15 protein-coding genes and 3 pseudogenes are annotated in these 18,409 nt (G+C 58.1%); 15 read left to right on the top strand and 3 right to left on the bottom strand.

Annotation, left to right across the window (positions count from 1 at the left end):
- Positions 1 to 127: 127 nt before the first annotated feature.
- A complete protein-coding gene (gene phaC / locus ELQ88_RS16330; RefSeq protein ID WP_178084758.1) occupies positions 128 to 1,807 on the bottom strand; it encodes a class II poly(R)-hydroxyalkanoic acid synthase in 1,680 nt (559 codons plus the stop codon).
- A gap of 225 nt (positions 1,808 to 2,032) precedes the next feature.
- The gene (locus ELQ88_RS16335) at positions 2,033 to 2,245 is read right to left on the bottom strand and encodes a DUF1059 domain-containing protein (protein WP_128873469.1); all 213 of its coding nucleotides are present in this window, start codon (positions 2,243 to 2,245) and stop codon (positions 2,033 to 2,035) included.
- A gap of 822 nt (positions 2,246 to 3,067) precedes the next feature.
- On the opposite strand from ELQ88_RS16335, the pseudogene ELQ88_RS16340 reads away from it, so the two are divergent.
- The 15 genes and pseudogenes from ELQ88_RS16340 to arsJ form a co-directional block, all read left to right on the top strand.
- Positions 3,068 to 3,193, top strand: a pseudogene (locus ELQ88_RS16340) (IS3 family transposase); the annotation flags it as partial.
- A 260-nt stretch (positions 3,194 to 3,453) separates the two neighbouring features.
- On the top strand, positions 3,454 to 3,546 hold the full coding sequence (kdpF, locus tag ELQ88_RS16345) for a K(+)-transporting ATPase subunit F (RefSeq protein ID WP_138966316.1): 93 nt from the start codon (positions 3,454 to 3,456) through the stop codon (positions 3,544 to 3,546).
- Positions 3,543 to 5,315 carry a potassium-transporting ATPase subunit KdpA gene (gene kdpA / locus ELQ88_RS16350; RefSeq protein WP_138966318.1) on the top strand — a complete coding sequence of 591 codons (1,773 nt, stop codon included), beginning with the start codon at positions 3,543 to 3,545 and terminating at the stop codon, positions 5,313 to 5,315. Before kdpF ends, kdpA begins: the two co-directional genes overlap by 4 nt.
- A 10-nt stretch (positions 5,316 to 5,325) precedes the next feature.
- Complete coding sequence (gene kdpB, locus ELQ88_RS16355) at positions 5,326 to 7,404, top strand: potassium-transporting ATPase subunit KdpB (RefSeq protein ID WP_138966320.1); 2,079 nt, start codon at positions 5,326 to 5,328, stop codon at positions 7,402 to 7,404.
- 12 nt (positions 7,405 to 7,416) lie between these two features.
- Positions 7,417 to 7,989: a potassium-transporting ATPase subunit KdpC gene (gene kdpC, locus ELQ88_RS16360; protein ID WP_138966322.1), complete on the top strand. Its 573-nt coding sequence runs from the start codon at positions 7,417 to 7,419 to the stop codon at positions 7,987 to 7,989.
- 26 nt (positions 7,990 to 8,015) lie between these two features.
- Complete coding sequence (gene kdpD, locus ELQ88_RS16365) at positions 8,016 to 10,709, top strand: two-component system sensor histidine kinase KdpD (RefSeq protein WP_138966324.1); 2,694 nt, start codon at positions 8,016 to 8,018, stop codon at positions 10,707 to 10,709.
- Positions 10,706 to 11,395 carry a response regulator gene (locus ELQ88_RS16370; RefSeq protein ID WP_138966326.1) on the top strand — a complete coding sequence of 230 codons (690 nt, stop codon included), beginning with the start codon at positions 10,706 to 10,708 and terminating at the stop codon, positions 11,393 to 11,395. The genes kdpD and ELQ88_RS16370 overlap by 4 nt, the downstream gene beginning before the upstream one ends.
- 428 nt (positions 11,396 to 11,823) lie before the next feature.
- Positions 11,824 to 11,938: pseudogene (locus ELQ88_RS34670) on the top strand (slipin family protein); the annotation flags it as partial.
- Between the two features lie 322 nt (positions 11,939 to 12,260).
- Complete coding sequence (locus tag ELQ88_RS16385; protein ID WP_138966329.1) at positions 12,261 to 12,674, top strand: arsenate reductase ArsC; 414 nt, start codon at positions 12,261 to 12,263, stop codon at positions 12,672 to 12,674.
- 8 nt (positions 12,675 to 12,682) lie between these two features.
- Complete coding sequence (locus tag ELQ88_RS16390; RefSeq protein ID WP_128873467.1) at positions 12,683 to 13,054, top strand: metalloregulator ArsR/SmtB family transcription factor; 372 nt, start codon at positions 12,683 to 12,685, stop codon at positions 13,052 to 13,054.
- Positions 13,055 to 13,124: 70 nt separating this feature from the next.
- Positions 13,125 to 13,358, top strand: a pseudogene (locus ELQ88_RS16395) (arsenical-resistance protein); the annotation flags it as partial.
- Positions 13,351 to 14,067: an arsenical resistance protein ArsH gene (arsH, locus tag ELQ88_RS16400; RefSeq protein ID WP_138966331.1), complete on the top strand. Its 717-nt coding sequence runs from the start codon at positions 13,351 to 13,353 to the stop codon at positions 14,065 to 14,067. The pseudogene ELQ88_RS16395 and the gene arsH, both read left to right, overlap by 8 nt.
- A gap of 12 nt (positions 14,068 to 14,079) precedes the next feature.
- Positions 14,080 to 14,592: a tyrosine-protein phosphatase gene (locus tag ELQ88_RS16405; RefSeq protein ID WP_138966333.1), complete on the top strand. Its 513-nt coding sequence runs from the start codon at positions 14,080 to 14,082 to the stop codon at positions 14,590 to 14,592.
- A gap of 23 nt (positions 14,593 to 14,615) precedes the next feature.
- Positions 14,616 to 15,620 carry an ArsJ-associated glyceraldehyde-3-phosphate dehydrogenase gene (locus ELQ88_RS16410; protein WP_138966335.1) on the top strand — a complete coding sequence of 335 codons (1,005 nt, stop codon included), beginning with the start codon at positions 14,616 to 14,618 and terminating at the stop codon, positions 15,618 to 15,620.
- 9 nt (positions 15,621 to 15,629) lie between these two features.
- On the top strand, positions 15,630 to 16,850 hold the full coding sequence (gene arsJ, locus ELQ88_RS16415; protein WP_138966337.1) for an organoarsenical effux MFS transporter ArsJ: 1,221 nt from the start codon (positions 15,630 to 15,632) through the stop codon (positions 16,848 to 16,850).
- A gap of 276 nt (positions 16,851 to 17,126) precedes the next feature.
- Here arsJ and ELQ88_RS16425 read toward each other — a convergent pair whose 3' ends face one another.
- Complete coding sequence (locus ELQ88_RS16425) at positions 17,127 to 18,203, bottom strand: ArsO family NAD(P)H-dependent flavin-containing monooxygenase (protein WP_138966341.1); 1,077 nt, start codon at positions 18,201 to 18,203, stop codon at positions 17,127 to 17,129.
- Between the last annotated feature and the right edge of the window lie 206 nt (positions 18,204 to 18,409).

Raw genomic sequence — 18,409 nt, forward strand, 5'->3', positions numbered from 1 at the left:
AGGATCCCGGTATGGCGCTGGCTGGCTTTCAATGCACCTCCATATCGGGATTGGATGTAGTGCAGGGCTCCTTCTGAAGGGGCGATCCGATGTTGTTCGTAGGCGGCACCTGCGACCGACCGCAGATTCAGCGCAAGTGCACGTAGGTACCCGGCGCAGCCTCAGCCGCAGCATAAGCCCTGTTGCCCAGTTTACGGGGAGCCTTTTTATGAGCGCCCGAGCGTGCCTGCAGCCAGGCCAGCCAATGGGGCCACCAGGAGCCTGCCTGTTGACTGGCAGTTTCCATCCACTCCTGAGCCTCGACTGGCAGCTCGCTGCCGGTCATGAAGCGCGCCTTGGGGTTGCCCGGCGGGTTGAGGACGCTCTGGATATGCCCGCTGTTGGACACCACGAACTCGCCCTGACCACCAAACAGATGCATGGAGCGGTAGCAGGCGTCCCACGGAGTGATATGGTCGGTCAGGCCTGCAACGCAGTAGAAATCACTGGTGACCTGACCGAGGTCTATCGGTGTGCCGCAGACCTCCAAAGCACCGGCGCGGGCGAGCGGATTGGTCTGGTACATGTCAATGAATTCGCCGTGCAGCGTGGCCGGCAGGTTGGTTGTGTCGTTGTTCCAGTAGAGGACATCGAATGCCGGCGGCTCGTTGCCAAGCAGGTAGTTGTTGATCCAGTAATTCCAGATCAAGTCATTGGGGCGCATCCAGGCGAAGACTTTGGCCAGCTCGCGACCTTTCAGCACGCCAGCCTGAGAGGAACGGCGCTTGGCGGCCACCAGCGACTTCTCGTCGGCGAACAGCCCGACCTGGGTGTCGGGGCGTATGTCCAACATACTGACCGCCAGGGTAAAGGCATTGACCTTTTTCTCGTCCAGGGCAGCGTAGTGGCCCAACAGCGAGGACAGGGTGCAGCCTCCGGAGCAGGCTCCGAAGGTGTTCAGGTCGGCGCTGCGGGTGATCGCAAGAACCGCATCGATCGCTTCCTTCAGGGCTTCTACGTAGCTGGACAACCCCCATTCACGCTGTGCCTTGCCCGGATTGCGCCAACTGACAGCGAAGGTCTGGATACCGCTGTCGAGGAGAAAACGGATCAGGCTCTTCTCCGGCGTCAGATCAAACAGGTAGAACTTGTTGATCTGTGGCGGTACCACCAGCAATGGACGCGCCTGCACCTGCTCAGTACGGGGCTTGTACTGGATCAGCTCCAGCAACTCATTGCGAAACACCACCGCACCTTCGGTGATGCCCAGATTGTGGCCCACCTCGAAAGCCGTCTTGTCCACCTGGCTCGGCATGCCGCCGTTTTCGATCAGGTCCCGGGTCAGCTGCGAGAAACCATCCAGAATGCTCTTGCCGCCGGTTTCAAAGAAGCGCTTGAGCGCTGCCGGGTTGGCCAGGGTGTTGGTCGGCGCCATCGCCTCGGTCAGCAGGCCAATGACGAACTGACCACGATGAGCATCCTGCTCGCTAAGGTTGCTGGTGCTGATCCAGTCGTTCATCTCCTGACACCAGGCCAGGTAAGTCTTCATGTAGCGACGGTATAGCGGGTTGCGCTGCCAGGTCTGCTCGTCGAAACGTTTGTCTCCCGTCGCTGGCTTGAGCTGCGAGCGGTCGAGCAGGATATTTTTCAGCTCAACGCCAAATGCCGCCATATGCCGAGCGCTATGCACGGGTTGCTTCAACACTTGTCGCAGGACCATGCGGGCGGTGCCGAGCAGATCGCGCCGCCGAGGACCGAACACCGGATTCAGGCTCAACGTGTGCATTGCAGATTGCTGGGAGAGGTCTTTATTTTTCTTGTTCATCATGACACCCGGTAAGGCACCCAAGTCGGGCGCCCGGAAGTTGTATGGCTGCGGGCAAGCGGCCGGGCAAGCGGCCGGGCAAGCCGCAGACAGGCAGGGCTCGCCACGCAGATCTCGAGAAGTTTATAGACGGGGGGGCGGCCAGCATTTCATTGGGCGACAACGCTTTTTCAATTCATGACAATCCAGGACCTTTGATCCGGGATTGTGCACGGCGTTGCCTGAATACTAAGCGGGCCGCGGTGCTTCAACAGGCGGGGTGCCGTCGTGAAACATCGTCTTCAGTTGAGCACGCAGTTCCGGTGAGTCGGTGTGCTTGTGAACACTGACTGCATGCTGTGCGGCGGCCTCGAGCAGTTCGCTTTCAGAGTCTGCGGACAGTGCGACTGAGCACTGGGTATCGCTCGGAAACTCGCGGCAGTCGATGTATTTACGCGCCATGATAGGTTCCTCCCTACGACGAAGGCAGGCCGTGGCCTGCGTGAACGATCGCTCGCAGCGTCAGCCCATGCATCAGACATAATTGTGTGTCACATCGGGTGCGCCGACCCTTGAAGTATAGGCCCACCGGATGTCAGTGTAGTTGTGCCAGGCATGAAAATGGTCGTGCGCAAACTGGGAGCAGATCACTCATGGTCACGGTGCTGAAGCATCAGGGGTGCCAGCCGTAATATCCGGCGATCGCCGCCAGGACGAACCCGAGTTGCGCCCCCCGGTTAGCCCACTTCTTCCAGTCGATGCCCGCAAGGGCTTTTCTGAAATTCATCGCGCTTGCTCCAAGGTGTCGGGAGAGCCTGAGCCCTGAGTTTTACAGGGTTCTCAGATCTTACGGCCCCGGCTGCTCGAGACTATCCGGATCCCCGAAGAACATTTAAATATGGCTCTAGATCGCGTGTTTCAGCACGAAAAAATCAAATGTACCCCCAGACGTACCCCCAGTCGCGTCTCGTGCGCGAGCGATCGCGAATGGGGATTTCTGACGAATTCAATGATGGCGTTTGGCGGCCTTCAGTGTAGCGCCACATTGGAGTTGAGGGGAGGGTGCAGACGCTTACCCGGAAAGGCACCGCGGCTCGGCCGCTAACAAGAGGGAGCTCATGTAAGATAGAAAGCTTCCAGCGTGTCACTCTTGGCTCCTTCCCCTCAGGCGCACATTTTCCAAAGTCATACTCGATGTTTGGCAGTGAGGACGGAACTTCTCTACTGACTCTTTCATGCGGCGGTTTGGGATGGGTCAGCTTCTCGATAGCAGCGCTTCAAGGTGCTCGTAGTGATGTGTTCGATTACATCGAGATGTTCTACAACGTAAAACGTCGTCATGGTTTCAACAATCAGCTGTCGCCGGTAGAGTTTGAAAAGCGTTACGCAATGAGCTTGCAAGGTGTCTAAAGAATCCGGGGCGATTCAAATCTCAAATCACACACTATGAGCGGCAACGACATTCAAGCGGCACTATTTAATCGTGGTCTTTATAAGATCTTTATTCTTTTGCCCCCAATTCTTTTAACAATTTAATCGAAGCCAAACTAGGCTTCCCTCATCGTTGGAGGGCATGCCATGGATTTCGTCTTTTTAGTGCTTGGCGCACTGTTTTTTTTCATCTTTGTCGGTCTTGCTCGTGGCTGTGCCGCGCTTAACAGGAGACGGTCATGACTGGCTTCTATCTTTTCGGCGGCCTGATAGCGGCGGGTTTACTGATTTACCTCGTCTGCGCACTGCTATTTCCGGAGGACTTCCTGTGACAACTCAAGCCTGGGGCCTGCTCGGGGCCTTTCTGTTGGCGCTGGGTATTCTGGCCTGGCCTCTTGGGCGCTGGTTGACCACGGTGATGGAGGGCCGATTTGCCTTCGGTGCGCGCATCGAGTCACCGCTGTATCGTTTGGCCGGCGTCAAGCCTGAAACGCAGATGAGTTGGCTCCAGTATGCCCTTGCCCTGCTGCTGTTCAACGCACTGGGATTGCTGGCCGTTTATGCCCTGCAACGGCTGCAAGGCGTTCTGCCATTTAACCCCCAAGGGTTCGGCGCCGTCACTCCAGACTCCTCGTTCAATACCGCCTCCAGTTTCGTCACCAATACCAACTGGCAAGGCTACGGCGGCGAAACGACGATGAGTTACCTGACCCAGATGCTCGCGCTGACGGTACAGAACTTCCTGTCAGCCGCGACCGGTATCGTCGTCGCGGTTGCTCTGATCCGAGGGTTCGCGCGCCATAGCGCGGACAGCATCGGCAATGCCTGGACCGACCTCACGCGCATCACGTTATGGGTGTTGCTGCCGCTGTCGCTGATTTTTGCGCTGTTCCTCGTTAGCCAAGGCTCTATACAGAATCTTGACCCGTATGAGGACGTCACGACGCTGGAAGTCATGCAGTACCAGGCCCCGGTACTCAATGATGCCGGCCAGCCAACCCTCGACGCTCAGGGCAATCCGGTGACCAAGGCCGTCAGCACCGATAAGCAGACGATTGCCATGGGGCCTGTAGCATCACAAGAAGCTATAAAAATGCTGGGCACCAATGGTGGCGGTTTCTTCAACGCCAACTCGGCCCATCCTTATGAAAACCCCACCGCCGTCACGAACTTTTTTCAGTTGCTCGCGATCTTCCTGATCCCGACCGCACTGTGTTTTGTCTTCGGCCACATCGTCGGTGACATACGCCAAGGCTGGGCGCTTCTGGCGACAATGACGATCATCTTCGTGATCGCAGTAGTGGCGGTCACCCATTACGAACAACTGGGTAACCCGCAGTTTTCGGCGCTGGGTATCGACACGGCGGCGGGCAACATGGAGGGCAAGGAGCTGCGCTTCGGCATCAGTGCATCCAGTCTGTTTGCGGCGGTGACCACGTCGGCGTCTTGCGGCGCCGTTATCTCGATGCATGATTCGTTTACACCGCTGGGCGGTGCGGTACCGCTGATACTCATGCAACTGGGTGAAGTGGTGTTCGGCGGTACCGGCTCAGGCCTGTACGGCATGCTGGTGTTTGCCATCCTCGCGGTGTTTATCGCCGGCCTGATGATCGGTCGTACGCCCGAGTACCTGGGCAAGAAGATCGAAGCCTACGAGATGAAGATGGTGGCCATCGCGATTCTGGTAACGCCATTGCTGGTGCTGTTCGGTACGGCCATCGCTGTCATGGCCGAGGCTGGAAGACTGGGGATCGCCAACCCCGGTGCCCATGGTTTCTCGGAAATCCTCTACGCCTTTACCTCGGCGGCCAACAACAACGGCAGTGCATTTGCCGGCCTGTCAGCCAACACCCCGTTCTACAACACGATGCTGGCCTTCATGACTTGGTTCGGCCGGTTCGGCGTCATCGTGCCGGTGCTCGCAGTCGCCGGCAGCCTGGCTGCGAAGAAGCGATTGGCGGTCACCGCAGGCACCATGCCCACCCACGGGATGCTGTTCGTGGTGCTGCTGATCGGCACGGTGTTGCTGGTCGGCTTGTTGAACTACGTACCGGCGCTCGCGCTGGGTCCCGTCGTTGAACACTTCATGATGATCAAGTGAGATCACGAACATGACACGCAAAGCGTTCTCCTTGTTCGACCCGAAACTGATAATGCCCGCCATGGTCGAGTCAGTGCGCAAACTCAGCCCCAGGATCCAGTGGCGAAACCCGGTGATGTTTGTCGTCTACATCGGCGCGATCATCACCACCGCCCTATGGGGCCAGGCGCTGAGTGGCAAAGGGGAAGCCGGTACCGGGTTCATCCTGGCGATCACTTTTTGGCTGTGGTTCACCGTGCTGTTCGCTAACTTCGCCGAGGCCTTGGCCGAAGGCCGCAGCAAGGCCCAGGCCGCTTCCCTGCATAAACTGAAAAAGGAAACCTGGGCCAAGAAACTGCGCGAGCCACACTACGGCGCCGAGTGGCAGTTGGCTAAATCGACCGACCTGTGCAAGGGCGATGTGGTGATCGTTGAAGCCGGTGACCTGGCCGACTCGGTGATCCCGGCCGACGGCGAAGTCATCGAAGGCGCGGCCTCGGTGGACGAATCGGCCATCACCGGTGAGTCGGCCCCGGTGATCCGGGAATGTGGCGGCGACTTCTCGGCCGTGACCGGCGGAACACGGGTGCTGTCGGACTGGATCGTCGTTCGAGTGACTACCGATCCGGGCGAAACCTTCGTCGACCGCATGATCGCGATGGTCGAGAACGCCAAGCGGCAAAAAACCCCAAATGAAATTGCCTTGTCGATTTTATTGGTCGCACTGACGATCGTGTTTCTGGGAGTGACGGTGACGCTCCTGCCGTTCTCACTGTTCGGGGTTGCAGTGGCCAAATCCGGAACCCCCGTCTCGATCACCGTCCTCATCTCGTTGCTGGTCTGCCTGATTCCCACGACCATTGCCGGCCTGCTCTCGGCTGTCGGTGTGGCGGGCATGAGCCGCATGATGGAGGCCAACGTGATCGCCACGTCCGGCCGAGCCGTGGAAGCCGCCGGTGACGTGGACGTTCTGCTGCTCGACAAGACCGGGACCATTACGCTGGGTAATCGCCATGCCTCGGCTTTTTTACCGGCACCGGGCATCAAGGAGGCCGAGTTGGCGGATGTGGCACAACTGGCCTCCCTGGCCGACGAAACCCCCGAAGGACGCAGTATCGTCGTCTTGGCCAAGCAGCGTTTCAATTTGCGGGAACGAGAAATCGGCGCACTCGACGCCCACTTCGTGCACTTTTCGGCGCAAACGCGCATGAGCGGAGTGAACATGGGCGACCGGCAAATACGCAAGGGCGCTGGCGAGGCCATTCTCAAGCATGTCCAGAGCCTGGGTGGCAGCTTTCCCGAGGCCGTGCAAAACAGCATTGAGGAAGTGTCGCGCCGAGGGAGCACCCCACTGGTCGTGGCAGACGGAGTCAAGGTGCTAGGCGTGATCGAACTCAAGGACATCGTCAAGGGCGGGATTAAGGAGCGTTTCCTCGAACTGCGGCGCATGGGCATCAAGACCGTGATGGTGACCGGCGACAACCGGGTCACCGCCGCCGCCATCGCCGCCGAGGCGGGCGTCGATGACTTTCTGGCAGAAGCGACCCCCGAACAGAAGTTGCAGTTAATTCGCGACTACCAGGCTGAAGGCCGGCTGGTGGCCATGACCGGCGACGGCACTAACGATGCCCCTGCATTGGCTCAAGCGGATGTTGCCGTGGCGATGAACTCGGGGACTCAGGCCGCCAAGGAAGCCGGGAACATGGTGGACCTGGACAGCAACCCGACGAAGTTGATCGAGGTGGTGGAAACCGGCAAACAGATGCTGATGACCCGCGGTTCGCTGACCACCTTCTCGATTGCCAACGATATCGCCAAGTATTTCGCGATCGTGCCAGCGGCTTTTGTCACTACGTACCCTCAGCTCGCGGCACTCAACATCATGGGGCTGACAAGCCCGAACTCGGCTGTGCTGTCAGCGGTGATCTTCAACGCACTGATCATCATCTTCTTGATTCCCCTGGCACTCAAAGGCGTGAAGTACCGTCCGGTCGGCGCGGCCTCACTGTTGCGCCGCAACATGTTGATCTATGGGCTGGGTGGCGTGATCGTTCCATTCATTGGCATAAAAGTGATCGACATGGTGCTGTTTGCCGTCGGTCTGACTTAAAGGAGCACTGTCATGGCTTCTCTACTGCGCCCGGCGTTGACCCTGTTCATTGCACTGTCGTTAATCACCGGCTTGGCCTATCCACTGCTCACGACGGGGATTGCCAGGTTGGTCTTCCCTTCTCAGGCGGCGGGCAGTCTGATTGAACGGGATGGCAAAACCGTAGGTTCGTCATTGATCGGTCAGAGCTTCAGCGATCCCAGGCATTTCTGGAGTCGTCCGTCTGCGACCAGCCCCACGCCCTACAACGCGGCGGCATCATCAGGTTCGAACCTGGGGCCGCTGAATCCCGCACTGGCGGACGCGATCAAGGGTCGCATCGATGCCTTGCGTGCTGCCGACCCCGGGAACACCGCCACGGTGCCCGCCGACCTGGTCTACAGTTCGGCTAGCGGCCTTGATCCGCATATCAGCATCGCCGCAGCCCAGTATCAGGTGGGCCGAATTTCGCGGATGCGCAATTTGCCCATAGAGCGCGTTCGTCAACTGATCGCCGAGCACTCCAAAGGCATGCTGTTCGGGTTCCTTGGCGAGCCTCGGGTCAACGTCCTGGAGCTGAATCTGGCACTTGACGCCGCACATTGAGCGCCAACTCACACACGGTAAGCCTGATGGCCGAACAACGTCCTGACCCGGACCAGCTACTGGCCCAGATTCGCGAAGAAGAAGCGCAAGCCAACCGCGGTCGGCTGAAGATTTTTTTCGGCGCCAGCGCCGGTGTCGGCAAGACCTACGCGATGCTGGCGGCCGCCCAAACGGCAAAACAACAGCACACCGATGTACTGATCGGCGTGATCGAAACCCATGGCCGCGCGGAAACCCAAGCCCTGACCTCGGGGCTCGAACAATTGCCGCTCAAACAGGTCATCGACAAGAACCGCACGCTGACCGAGTTCGATCTGGACGCCGCATTGTTGCGCAAACCGCAGCTGATCCTGATCGACGAACTGGCTCATTCCAACATCATCGGTTCGCGTCATCCAAAACGCTGGCAGGACGTGGAAGAACTGCTCAGCGCCGGTATCGACGTCTGGTCCACCATGAACGTTCAGCACCTGGAGAGCCTGAATGACATCGTCGGTGGCATCACGGGCATCCGGGTCTGGGAGACCGTGCCGGACCATGTGTTCGACACGGCCAATGAAGTGGTCATCGTCGACTTGCCACCGGACGACTTGCTGCAGCGTTTGAAGGAAGGCAAGGTTTATCTGGCGCAACAGGCCGAGCGTGCGGTGCAGAATTTCTTTCGCAAAGGCAACCTGATCGCCCTGCGTGAACTGGCGTTGCGCCGCACCGCCGACCGTGTCGACAGCGAGATGCTGCAATACCGCATAAGCAGTGCAGTAAAACCGGTCTGGGGCACCCGCGACTCACTGCTCGCCTGCGTCGGCCCGCATGAACAGGGGGAAAAAACCGTACGATCAACGGCCCGCCTGGCCGCTCAGCTCAACGTGCCGTGGCATGCCGTGTATGTCGAGACGCCGGCCTTGCAGCGCCTGCCCGAGACGAAGCGCCGTCGCATTCTGGCGACCCTGAAACTGGCCCAGGACATGGGCGCCCAGATCTCGACCCTGGCCGGTCAGGACATAGCCGAGACGCTGGTCAAGTACGCACGCCAGCACAATCTCTCCAACGTCGTGCTGGGGCGTGACGATCACCCTCGTCGGCGTTTCTGGAAGCGGATACTCGCGGATCGAATAGGTGCGCTTGGCGCTGACCTGGACGTGATTCAAGTCTCTCTTGCGACCAGTCAGCGTACACAAACCGAGCCCAGTTACACGAAGACTGAAAGCCCGGTGATGTGGCGGTCCTATATCTGGAGCGTGGCACTCTGCGCAGTGACGACCCTTGCGGCCATACCTCTGGCTCACGTGCTGGAACAGGCCAATATCGTCATGCTGTTTCTGCTGATCGTCGTCGCCGTCGCCGTTCGCTTTGGTCGCGGCCCGGCGATTCTGGCGGCTTTTTTGTCAGTGGCAGCCTTTGACTTCTTTTTTGTGGCACCGCGCTTTTCGTTCGCCTTCGCCGATATCCAGTACCTGGTGACCTTCAGCGTCATGCTCGTGGTCGCTCTGGTCATCGGCCAGATGACCGCCGGCCTGACCTACCAGGCACGGGTGGCACAGCGGCGCGAAGACCGCATGCGGGCGCTGTACGACATGTCGCGCCTGTTGTCGGCAGCGCTGATGACCGAGCAAGTCGCCGAAATTGGTTCACGTTTCCTGTCCGCTGAGTTTAGTGCAAGGTCGGCACTGCTAGTGGCAGACGACAACAATAAGCTGCAAGCCCCAATGGTGACGGGAGATGCACCGCAAGTGGACGTTGCCATTGCCCAGTGGTCGTTCGACAAAACAGAACCGGCCGGCTATGGCACCGATACCCTGCCTTCCAGTTCTACGCTCTATCTGCCGTTGTCAGCCCCGATGCGGGTGCGCGGCGTGTTGGCCGTGCAACCGCGTGACTCGAGTCGGCTGGTGGTGCCGGAGCAGCGACGCCTGCTCGACACCTGTGCGTCATTGCTGGCCATCTCACTTGAACGGATTCACTACATCAACGTGGCCCAGGACACGACGGTTCAAATGGAGTCCGAACGGTTGCGCAACTCGTTGCTCTCGGCCATCTCTCACGACCTGCGAACCCCGCTGTCGGTTATGGTCGGGCTTGCCGAAGCGCTCAAACTCACCAAGCCACCGCTGGCCGGTGAAGCCGCCGAGATTGCCTCGGCGGTGGGTGAATCCGCGCTGCGCATGAATACCCTGGTCAACAACCTGCTGGACATGGCGCGCCTCGAATCCGGCAAAGTGGTCTTGAATCGTGAGTGGCAACCCATCGAAGACGTAGTGGGCAGCGCGCTGCGATCCATTCAGCCGATTCTGGGCGGGCGTTCGGTGCAGGTCGCTCTGGACGATGACCTCCCTCCCGTTCACATCGATGCGGTGCTGATCGAACGCGTCCTCATCAACCTGATAGAGAACGCCGTTAAGTACACGCCCCCCGACACTGCCATCAGCCTGGGAGGCAGGGCCACGCCTGACAACATTGAGTTGTGGGTCGCCGACGAAGGTCCGGGGTTACCCCACGGCCACGAAGAGGCAATCTTCAGCAAATTCATGCGCGGCAAGAAGGAAAGTTCGATACCCGGCGTTGGGCTGGGCCTGGCTATCTGCCGGGCCATTGCCCGGGCTCACGGAGGAACCATTCTGGGTGTCACACGGCCAGAGGGCGGTGCGCGCTTCACCTTGCGTCTGCCCCGTGAAGAACCTCCCGTTATCGAGACCCAATTGACCGACGAGGAGCAGCCATGAGCGAGTCGGTGCATCACGTCCTGATCATCGAAGACGAGAAAGAAATCCGACGCTTCGTGCGTATGGCCTTGCAAGCCGAAGGCTTGGAAGTTCATGAAGCCGATACCTTTCACTGTGGCCTCATCGACGCAGGAACACGCCATCCGGACCTGATTGTGCTCGACCTGGGACTTCCCGATGGCGACGGCATTGACTTGATCCGAGATGTAAGGAGCTGGTCGCCGGTGCCCATTATTGTGTTGTCTGCCCGTGGTGCAGAGTCAGACAAGATCCTGGCACTGGACACCGGCGCTGATGACTATCTGGTGAAGCCCTTTGGCACCGGTGAACTGCTCGCCCGCGTGCGCGCGCTGTTACGCAGGCAGGCGAAAGAGGCCGAAAACAACTCGGTACTGACATTCGGTGATGTGCGAATCGATGTCGAACGGCGCGTCGTGGAACGTGCCGGCGCCCCCTTGCATTTGACACCCCTGGAATACCGTTTGCTGGTTCATCTTTGCTCGAATCCAAATCGGGTCCTGACGCACCTGCAACTACTCAGGGCGGTATGGGGTCCTGCGCACACCACCGATACCCCCTACCTACGTGTTTTCATGGGAGGTCTGCGGAAAAAAGTCGAGGCTGACCCTTCACAACCAAGACATCTTGTTACCGAAACCGGCGTTGGCTACCGTTTTATTCCTTGATCCTGCGAATAGAGGATATTGGCCGTTTTTTACCTAATGTTACTGGTCGTGCTTTGAAGGCGTTATCTGTCGATGTGAAAGGCATTCGGTTTTGTAGGGGCAAGTCCAGCGTTAACCTTCGTCCAACGTATTTCCTTGGTTCTCACAGCAGGTCTCTGCGTTGCCCAATCGGGTCCGGAAAAGCGGATGTTTAACCTGTCGATGCCATGACATCCATTGAGACGATAGCCGGTTTCAGGCTGAGTTCAATTCATCAGATGGCATTCTGGCGGTTACCTTGCGGTGATCATCTTCGCCTTTTGGTGCGGATGCGTGGTCAATAGATGTTTGCCTTATACCTGTTCTAAGCCGAAAACCTGCATCGATTCGCATGCTCACGTATTTAGTCGTGAGCTGAACCTGACCGCTGCACGGCGTTATACCCCCAGAACCTGGAGAATTTGGTGCTCGATGTGTCAACACAGGAAGTGATCACCCGCGACAACGTCTCGGCCAAGGTTAATGCAGGGCTCTACTGGGGTTCTCGACCCGCAAAAGGCGATCAGCTGAGCGTGAACGGCGGGCCGCGCCTTCTCGTCACCAGACTTGACGATCATCCCGTCCGGTCCATTGGGGTTGGTTGGATCGGAGCAGAGGCAGTCCTCGGATGACAGACTTATTACAAAATACGCATATACATTTCTCTAAATGATTCTGAAGCATTCTGACTGAGTAAGAACCCTGATTACCCTTAAAATTAAAGGCTTTGAGGTAATTCTGTTCGCCAAAATCTGGCTTTTTCCGAATTATTGCGCCGCAGGGGCTTTACCTTGTATGTGTAAAATCATATATTCGTTAAACCGTATATGAGCTGAGGCATTCACAAATGACCAGCAAAGCCCGTGTCCTGTTCATCTGCACCGCTAACGCTGTCCGCTCTCAGCTGGCCCAAGCGCTGCTGAGGCATACTGATTCGGAGCATTTCGAGGCGTTCAGCGCCGGCACCGTTCCAACTCAGGTCGATCCGCGTACCTTTGACGTACTCTCTCACCTTGGGGTGAGTACCGAAGGATTGCGTAGCAAGTCGATCGGCGAATTCCGAGGTGAGCGTTTCGACTACGTCATCACCTTGTGTGATAAAGCGGCAGCGGAATGCCAGTCGTTACCTGGTGCCGGCGAGGCATTGGCCTGGAGTTTTGAAGACCCGGCCACCAGCACCAAACCCGACGCCTTCCGCCACACGCTTCACGAAATTCATGAGCGCATCAAGATGTTCGTTTTGGTGAAAACCAAACACTGAGAATCGATATGACTGACCATCTGACACCGACCACTGTTTTCAAATGCCTGGCTGACGACACTCGGGTGCGCACGATGATGCTCATCACCCGTGAGGGAGAGCTGTGTGTTTGCGAGCTGACCTGCGCGTTGAACGAGAGTCAGCCAAAAATCTCCAGGCACCTGGCGCAGTTGCGCACTTGTGGCCTGCTTTCGGACCGTCGGCAAGGCCAATGGGTTTATTACCGACTGCACCCGAATCTCCCCGATTGGGTTCATCAAGTACTGAGCACTACGCTGGAAAGCAATAAGCACTGGTTAAGCCCTGATGCCAAACGCCTTGATGAAATGGGGGACCGCCCTGAACGTGCAGCCGTGTGCTGTGAAAGCAAAATCGCCTGATTTCGCCTTCGACTACGAGATCGCTCGATGAAAATCCTGTTCCTCTGCACTGCCAATAGCTGTCGCAGCCTACCCACGCACCACCGCACTGGCTTTCACCGCCGCAAGTAACAACTTTGAACTGGCGATTGCCGTAGCCATTGCCACCTTCGGCCTGGTTTCTCCGGTTGCTTTCGCCACGGTGATTGGCCCGTTGGTAGAAGTGCCGGTTCTGATTTCCCTGGTCGGTGTGGCCCTCTGGCTGAGACGCCGCTGGTTCGATGAATCCAAGAGCGCCATTGCGCAGGACAAAGAATATGTTTGATGACCACATGCCCCAACTCGATACCGAACTGGTTGATCTCCCCTCGGCAGACAAACTCGGTATCGAAAAGACCTCCATCCACAAACCGCGCATTCTGCTGTTGTACGGATCGACCCGTGAGCGCTCCTTCAGTCGCTTGCTGGTAGAGGAGGCCGCTCGACTGCTGGAGCACTTGGGCGCCGAGACGCGGATTTTCAATCCGTCGGGTTTACCGCTGCCAGATGACGCACCCGACGATCATCCGCGCGTGAAGGAACTTCGTGACTTGGTGTTGTGGTCCGAGGGACAAGTCTGGTGCTCTCCAGAACGCCACGGAAACATGAGCGCAGTGTTCAAAGCGCAGATCGACTGGGTACCACTCGCCATGGGCGCGGTACGCCCGACCCAGGGTAAAACCCTCGCGGTGATGCAGGTGTGCGGCGGCTCGCAGTCGTTCAACGTGGTCAATCAGCTGCGGGTGTTAGGACGCTGGATGCGCATGTTCACCATCCCCAACCAATCCTCTGTACCGAAGGCCTATATGGAATTCGACGACAACGGCCGGATGAAACCTTCCCCGTTCTACGACCGCGTCGTTGATGTGATGGAAGAGTTGGTGAAGTTCACGCTGCTGCTTCGCGACCGCCAGGACTATCTGGTGGATCGTTATTCCGAGCGCAAGGAATCGGCGGAAGAACTCATGAAACGTGTGAATCAGCGCTCCATCTGAGGATTTTTAACCGTGCAACAACACCCCTATTCAGTACTGCCCCTGGCACAGTTCAATGGTCAATTGATCTTCACCCCGTGTCCAGGCACGAAGGGCACCACGCCTTTCGAGGCGTTGCAAACCCTTCAGGATGCGGGCGCATCGGCGTTGCTGACGCTGATGCCGACCGAGGAGTTGCTTCAGAACGAGATCGACCTGCTGCCCGAAGAATGCCAAATGCTTGGCATCGAGTGGTTTCACCTGCCAGTTGAAGACGATCAAGCGCCTGGCGAAGCATTCAAAGCCGCATGGGAGCAGCATTATCCGCGTCTCCAGCAGCTGCTGATCGATGGGAAAACCATCGCCATCCATTGCAAGGGCGGTTCGGGCCGTACCGGTTTGGTCGCCGCCCAACTGTTGATCGAAAGCGGTGTGCCATTCAGCGATGCCATCCGCGATGTTCAAACGTTGCGTCCACGCGCCATGCAACATCCTGCCCATATCGAATACATCGGCCAGTTCGACAATCAGTCGAACGCCCACTGACAACAGAGACAGAGCACAACAACATGACTATCAAAGTTGGCATCAATGGTTTTGGCCGGATCGGTCGCCTCGCTCTGCGCGCCGCCTGGAGCTGGCCGGAATTCGAGTTCGTGCAGACCAACGATCCGGCAGGTGACGCGGCGACTCATGCACATCTACTGAACTTCGACTCGGTACATGGCCGTTGGAATTACCAGGCTGATTCCGAGGGCGACAGCATCGTCATTGACGGTAAACACATCAAAGTAACGGCCAACAAGGCGATTGCCGACACTGATTGGTCGGGCTGCGATCTGGTGATTGAAGCCAGCGGCAAGATGAAGACCGTCGCTGTGCTTCAGGCTTACCTCGACCAAGGCGTGAAGCGCGTAGTGGTCAGCGCCCCGGTGAAGGAAAAAGGCGCGCTGAACATCGTCATGGGCGTCAACCATCAGCTGTTCAACCCGGCTGATCATCGCATCGTCACCGCCGCTTCGTGCACCACAAACTGTCTGGCGCCGGTGGTGAAAGTGATCCACGAAAAGCTGGGCATTCGTCACGGCTCAATCACCACCATCCACGACCTGACCAACACCCAAAGCATCCTCGATCAACCGCACAAGGATCTGCGTCGGGCGCGTGCTTCCGGCATGAGTCTGATTCCGACCAGCACCGGCTCGGCCACCGCGATTGCGGAAATCTTCCCAGAGCTGCGTGGACGCCTGAATGGTCACGCCGTACGGGTGCCGCTAGCCAACGCTTCGCTGACTGACTGTGTCTTCGAGGTCGAGCGCGCCACGACCGTCGAAGAAGTGAATCAACTCCTCAAGCACGCTTCCGAGAACGAGCTGAAAGACATTCTCGGCTTCGAGGAACGTCCACTGGTGTCCATCGACTACCGTACCGACCCGCGTTCGTCGATTATCGATGCGCTGTCGACCATGGTTATCAACGGCACTCAGGTCAAACTTTACGCCTGGTACGACAACGAGTGGGGTTATGCCAACCGTACCGTCGAACTGGCCAAAATGGTTGGTCTGGCAGTCTAAGGAGCGGTCATGAAAACGTTGTCAGCCCTCGCTCCGCAAGTGCGGCAGTACCTGCTCGTGACGGGCAACTACTGGGCCTTCACCCTCACCGATGGCGCTTTGCGCATGTTGGTGGTGCTGCACTTTCACGCGTTGGGCTACAGCCCACTGCAAATCGCGGCCTTGTTTCTGTTCTACGAACTTTTTGGCGTGATCACTAACTTGGTGGGTGGCTACCTCGGCGCTCGGCTGGGTCTGAACCGCACCATGAACATCGGGCTGGGCATGCAGGTCGCGGCGTTGTTGATGCTGACAGTGCCCTCGGCCTTGTTGACCATCCCATGGGTGATGGGCGCTCAGGCGTTGTCCGGGATCGCCAAAGACCTGAACAAGATGAGTGCCAAAAGCTCCATCAAGCTCCTGGTCCCCGATGGGCAGCAGGGCAAGCTCTACCAGTGGGTGGCGATCCTCACCGGCTCGAAGAACGCACTCAAGGGCGTCGGCTTCTTTCTTGGCGGAGCCTTGCTGGCATTGATCGGCTTCAAAGGCGCATTGCTGGCCATGGCGGGTGTTCTGACGCTGATCTGGATCAGCAGCTTGATCCTGCTGAAGAAAGACCTGGGCAAAGCGAAAGCCAAGCCCAAATTTCGCGACATCCTGTCCAAGAGCCGGGCGATCAACATCCTATCGGCTGCACGGATGTTTCTGTTCGGCGCCCGCGACGTCTGGTTCGTGGTGGCCTTGCCGGTGTACCTGAGTAGTGTCTTCGGTTGGGACTTCTGGAAGGTTGGCGGCTTCCTGGCGGCCTGGGTGATCGGCTACGGCATCGTGCAGTCCTTCGCACCCAACATCACCGGCAAGAAACGTGGGCACGTACCGGATGGTCGAGCGGCGTTTCTGTGGGCGCTGGCACTGGCGGGTCTGCCAGCGGCCATTGCGCTCGGGCTCAACACCGGGCTGTCGCCACAGGTGGTGCTGCTCGGCGGATTGATGGTCTTTGGTGCGCTGTTCGCGGTGAACTCGTCGTTGCACAGCTACTTGATCGTGTCCTACGCCAAGGAAGATGGCGTGTCGCTGGATGTGGGGTTTTATTACATGTCGAACGCCATGGGGCGGTTAATCGGCACAGTGCTTTCCGGCTGGGTTTATCAGGTGTATGGGCTGCAAGCTTGCTTGTGGATATCGAGCGCATTCGTTCTGCTCGCAGCACTGATTTCTATCGGGCTGCCGAGGCATGCCGAGGCGATATGAAACCGTCAGACAGGATGCGGTGAACGTCATCGCGCCACTCGCGTGTGGGGAGAGTTGGCAATGCCTGAATCAGCGCAATAACCAGGTGGATGCATCCTTGGTGGTGAAAGAGGGCGGCGACTGCCCAGCCAACAGCGAAGGATGGCTGAAGGACGTCCTCCTTCAGCGCATCAACGAGTGCATGGAGAGTGTCCAGCTTTACGCGCCTGCAGAGGATGTCAAGCAAGGTTCCCCTCAACTGTCGGCGGTATACACCAAGGTCGATTGCAGACCGTCTCAGGTGGACTGATCGGCCAAAAAGGCCACGATCCCACTGACTGTGCTCCGTGCTGTTCGTGTTACACCGATCAGCGTGGCAGAAGCCGAACCTGTCCACTCGCCATAACCAACCAACCACAGCCTCGGCTCTTTGATCGAGTGGGTGCCTTCGACCTCAACGCGGCCCTCGGTGTTGAGTACCCCCAGTGAATCCAGATGCTGAAGGGCTGGCCGAAATCCGGTGCACCAAATCACCGCGTCCACCGCAACCTCGGTTCCATCGACCCAAATAACCCCATTACGGGTAAAGCTTTCGAAAGGGCGTACCGATTTGAGCACGTTGCGCTCTCGGGCTTCGACAACGGGCGCAACCATGACGATATCGCCCAGCCCCCCCACCGGCTGCTCAATGACGCGCCCCTCCAGCTGGGCTTTCCAGCGCTCGGTTGCACGCTCGAACAATACCCGCCCATCCACATCGTCAGGCAAGAACATCGGTTCTACCGGGGTTACCCACGTGGTCTCAGCGACCGTTGAAACTTCGGCAAGAATTTGTGCCCCTGAGTTACCTCCACCCACCACCAACACTTTCTTGCCCGCGAACGGCTGCGCTTCGACATAGTTCGCGGAATGCAGTTGCTGACCTTTGAATAGCTCTGCATTGGGGTAGTGAGGTACGTAGGGATTGCTCCAGGTGCCTGTAGCGCTGACAACTACCTGGGTGTCCCAGTGCTTGTCGTCAGAACGTACTCGTAGGCCAGACTCCGTACGCTCAACAGAAGTGACCTGTACAGGGCGCTCGACCGGGAATTGGTAGCGCTGTTCGTACTGGTTGAGGTACTCGATCACATGATTGCGTGAAGGGTAGCCATCTTGCGTGGGCGGCATCATCCAGCCAGGGATCGAACTCCAGGTGGCGGGAGAGAATAGACGTAGCGAGTTCCAGCCATGTCGCCAGGCACCACCGGGCTCTTCCTCTGCGTCGAGGATGACGAACGAAAGAGGTGTGCGGCGCAGGAAATACGCTACAGCCAAGGCTGATTGACCCCCACCGATAATAACTACGTCTGGTTGAGCGCTGAGCGAATCAGTCATCGGACGAACCTTGGATCGATGCAGGACGGGTCCAGTATAGCGACTCAATTTTGGCGCCAACTGATCCAGCTCATATTGAGTGGGGACTCGTCTACGGGGAATGCAATCCCTGGATAGAGCTTGGAAAACTGGCACTCACAACAAAGCCCCCCGCGATATGGCTTGCATAGGCGGGGGGACTTGGTTGAATGCACTCGTGAAAAAGC

Source organism: Pseudomonas sp. MPC6 (assembly GCF_006094435.1).
GTDB lineage: Bacteria > Pseudomonadota > Gammaproteobacteria > Pseudomonadales > Pseudomonadaceae > Aquipseudomonas.

What these genes read in the sequence shown, in the direction of transcription:
- phaC (WP_178084758.1), bottom strand. Translation starts at nt 1,807, where the DNA reads ATGATGAACAAGAAAAATAAAGACCTCTCCCAGCAATCTGCAATGCAC.
- ELQ88_RS16335 (WP_128873469.1), bottom strand. Translation starts at nt 2,245, where the DNA reads ATGGCGCGTAAATACATCGACTGCCGCGAGTTTCCGAGCGATACCCAG.
- kdpF (WP_138966316.1), top strand. Translation starts at nt 3,454, where the DNA reads ATGACTGGCTTCTATCTTTTCGGCGGCCTGATAGCGGCGGGTTTACTG.
- kdpB (WP_138966320.1), top strand. Translation starts at nt 5,326, where the DNA reads ATGACACGCAAAGCGTTCTCCTTGTTCGACCCGAAACTGATAATGCCC.
- kdpC (WP_138966322.1), top strand. Translation starts at nt 7,417, where the DNA reads ATGGCTTCTCTACTGCGCCCGGCGTTGACCCTGTTCATTGCACTGTCG.
- kdpD (WP_138966324.1), top strand. Translation starts at nt 8,016, where the DNA reads ATGGCCGAACAACGTCCTGACCCGGACCAGCTACTGGCCCAGATTCGC.
- ELQ88_RS16370 (WP_138966326.1), top strand. Translation starts at nt 10,706, where the DNA reads ATGAGCGAGTCGGTGCATCACGTCCTGATCATCGAAGACGAGAAAGAA.
- ELQ88_RS16385 (WP_138966329.1), top strand. Translation starts at nt 12,261, where the DNA reads ATGACCAGCAAAGCCCGTGTCCTGTTCATCTGCACCGCTAACGCTGTC.
- ELQ88_RS16390 (WP_128873467.1), top strand. Translation starts at nt 12,683, where the DNA reads ATGACTGACCATCTGACACCGACCACTGTTTTCAAATGCCTGGCTGAC.
- arsH (WP_138966331.1), top strand. Translation starts at nt 13,351, where the DNA reads ATGTTTGATGACCACATGCCCCAACTCGATACCGAACTGGTTGATCTC.
- ELQ88_RS16410 (WP_138966335.1), top strand. Translation starts at nt 14,616, where the DNA reads ATGACTATCAAAGTTGGCATCAATGGTTTTGGCCGGATCGGTCGCCTC.
- arsJ (WP_138966337.1), top strand. Translation starts at nt 15,630, where the DNA reads ATGAAAACGTTGTCAGCCCTCGCTCCGCAAGTGCGGCAGTACCTGCTC.
- ELQ88_RS16425 (WP_138966341.1), bottom strand. Translation starts at nt 18,203, where the DNA reads ATGACTGATTCGCTCAGCGCTCAACCAGACGTAGTTATTATCGGTGGG.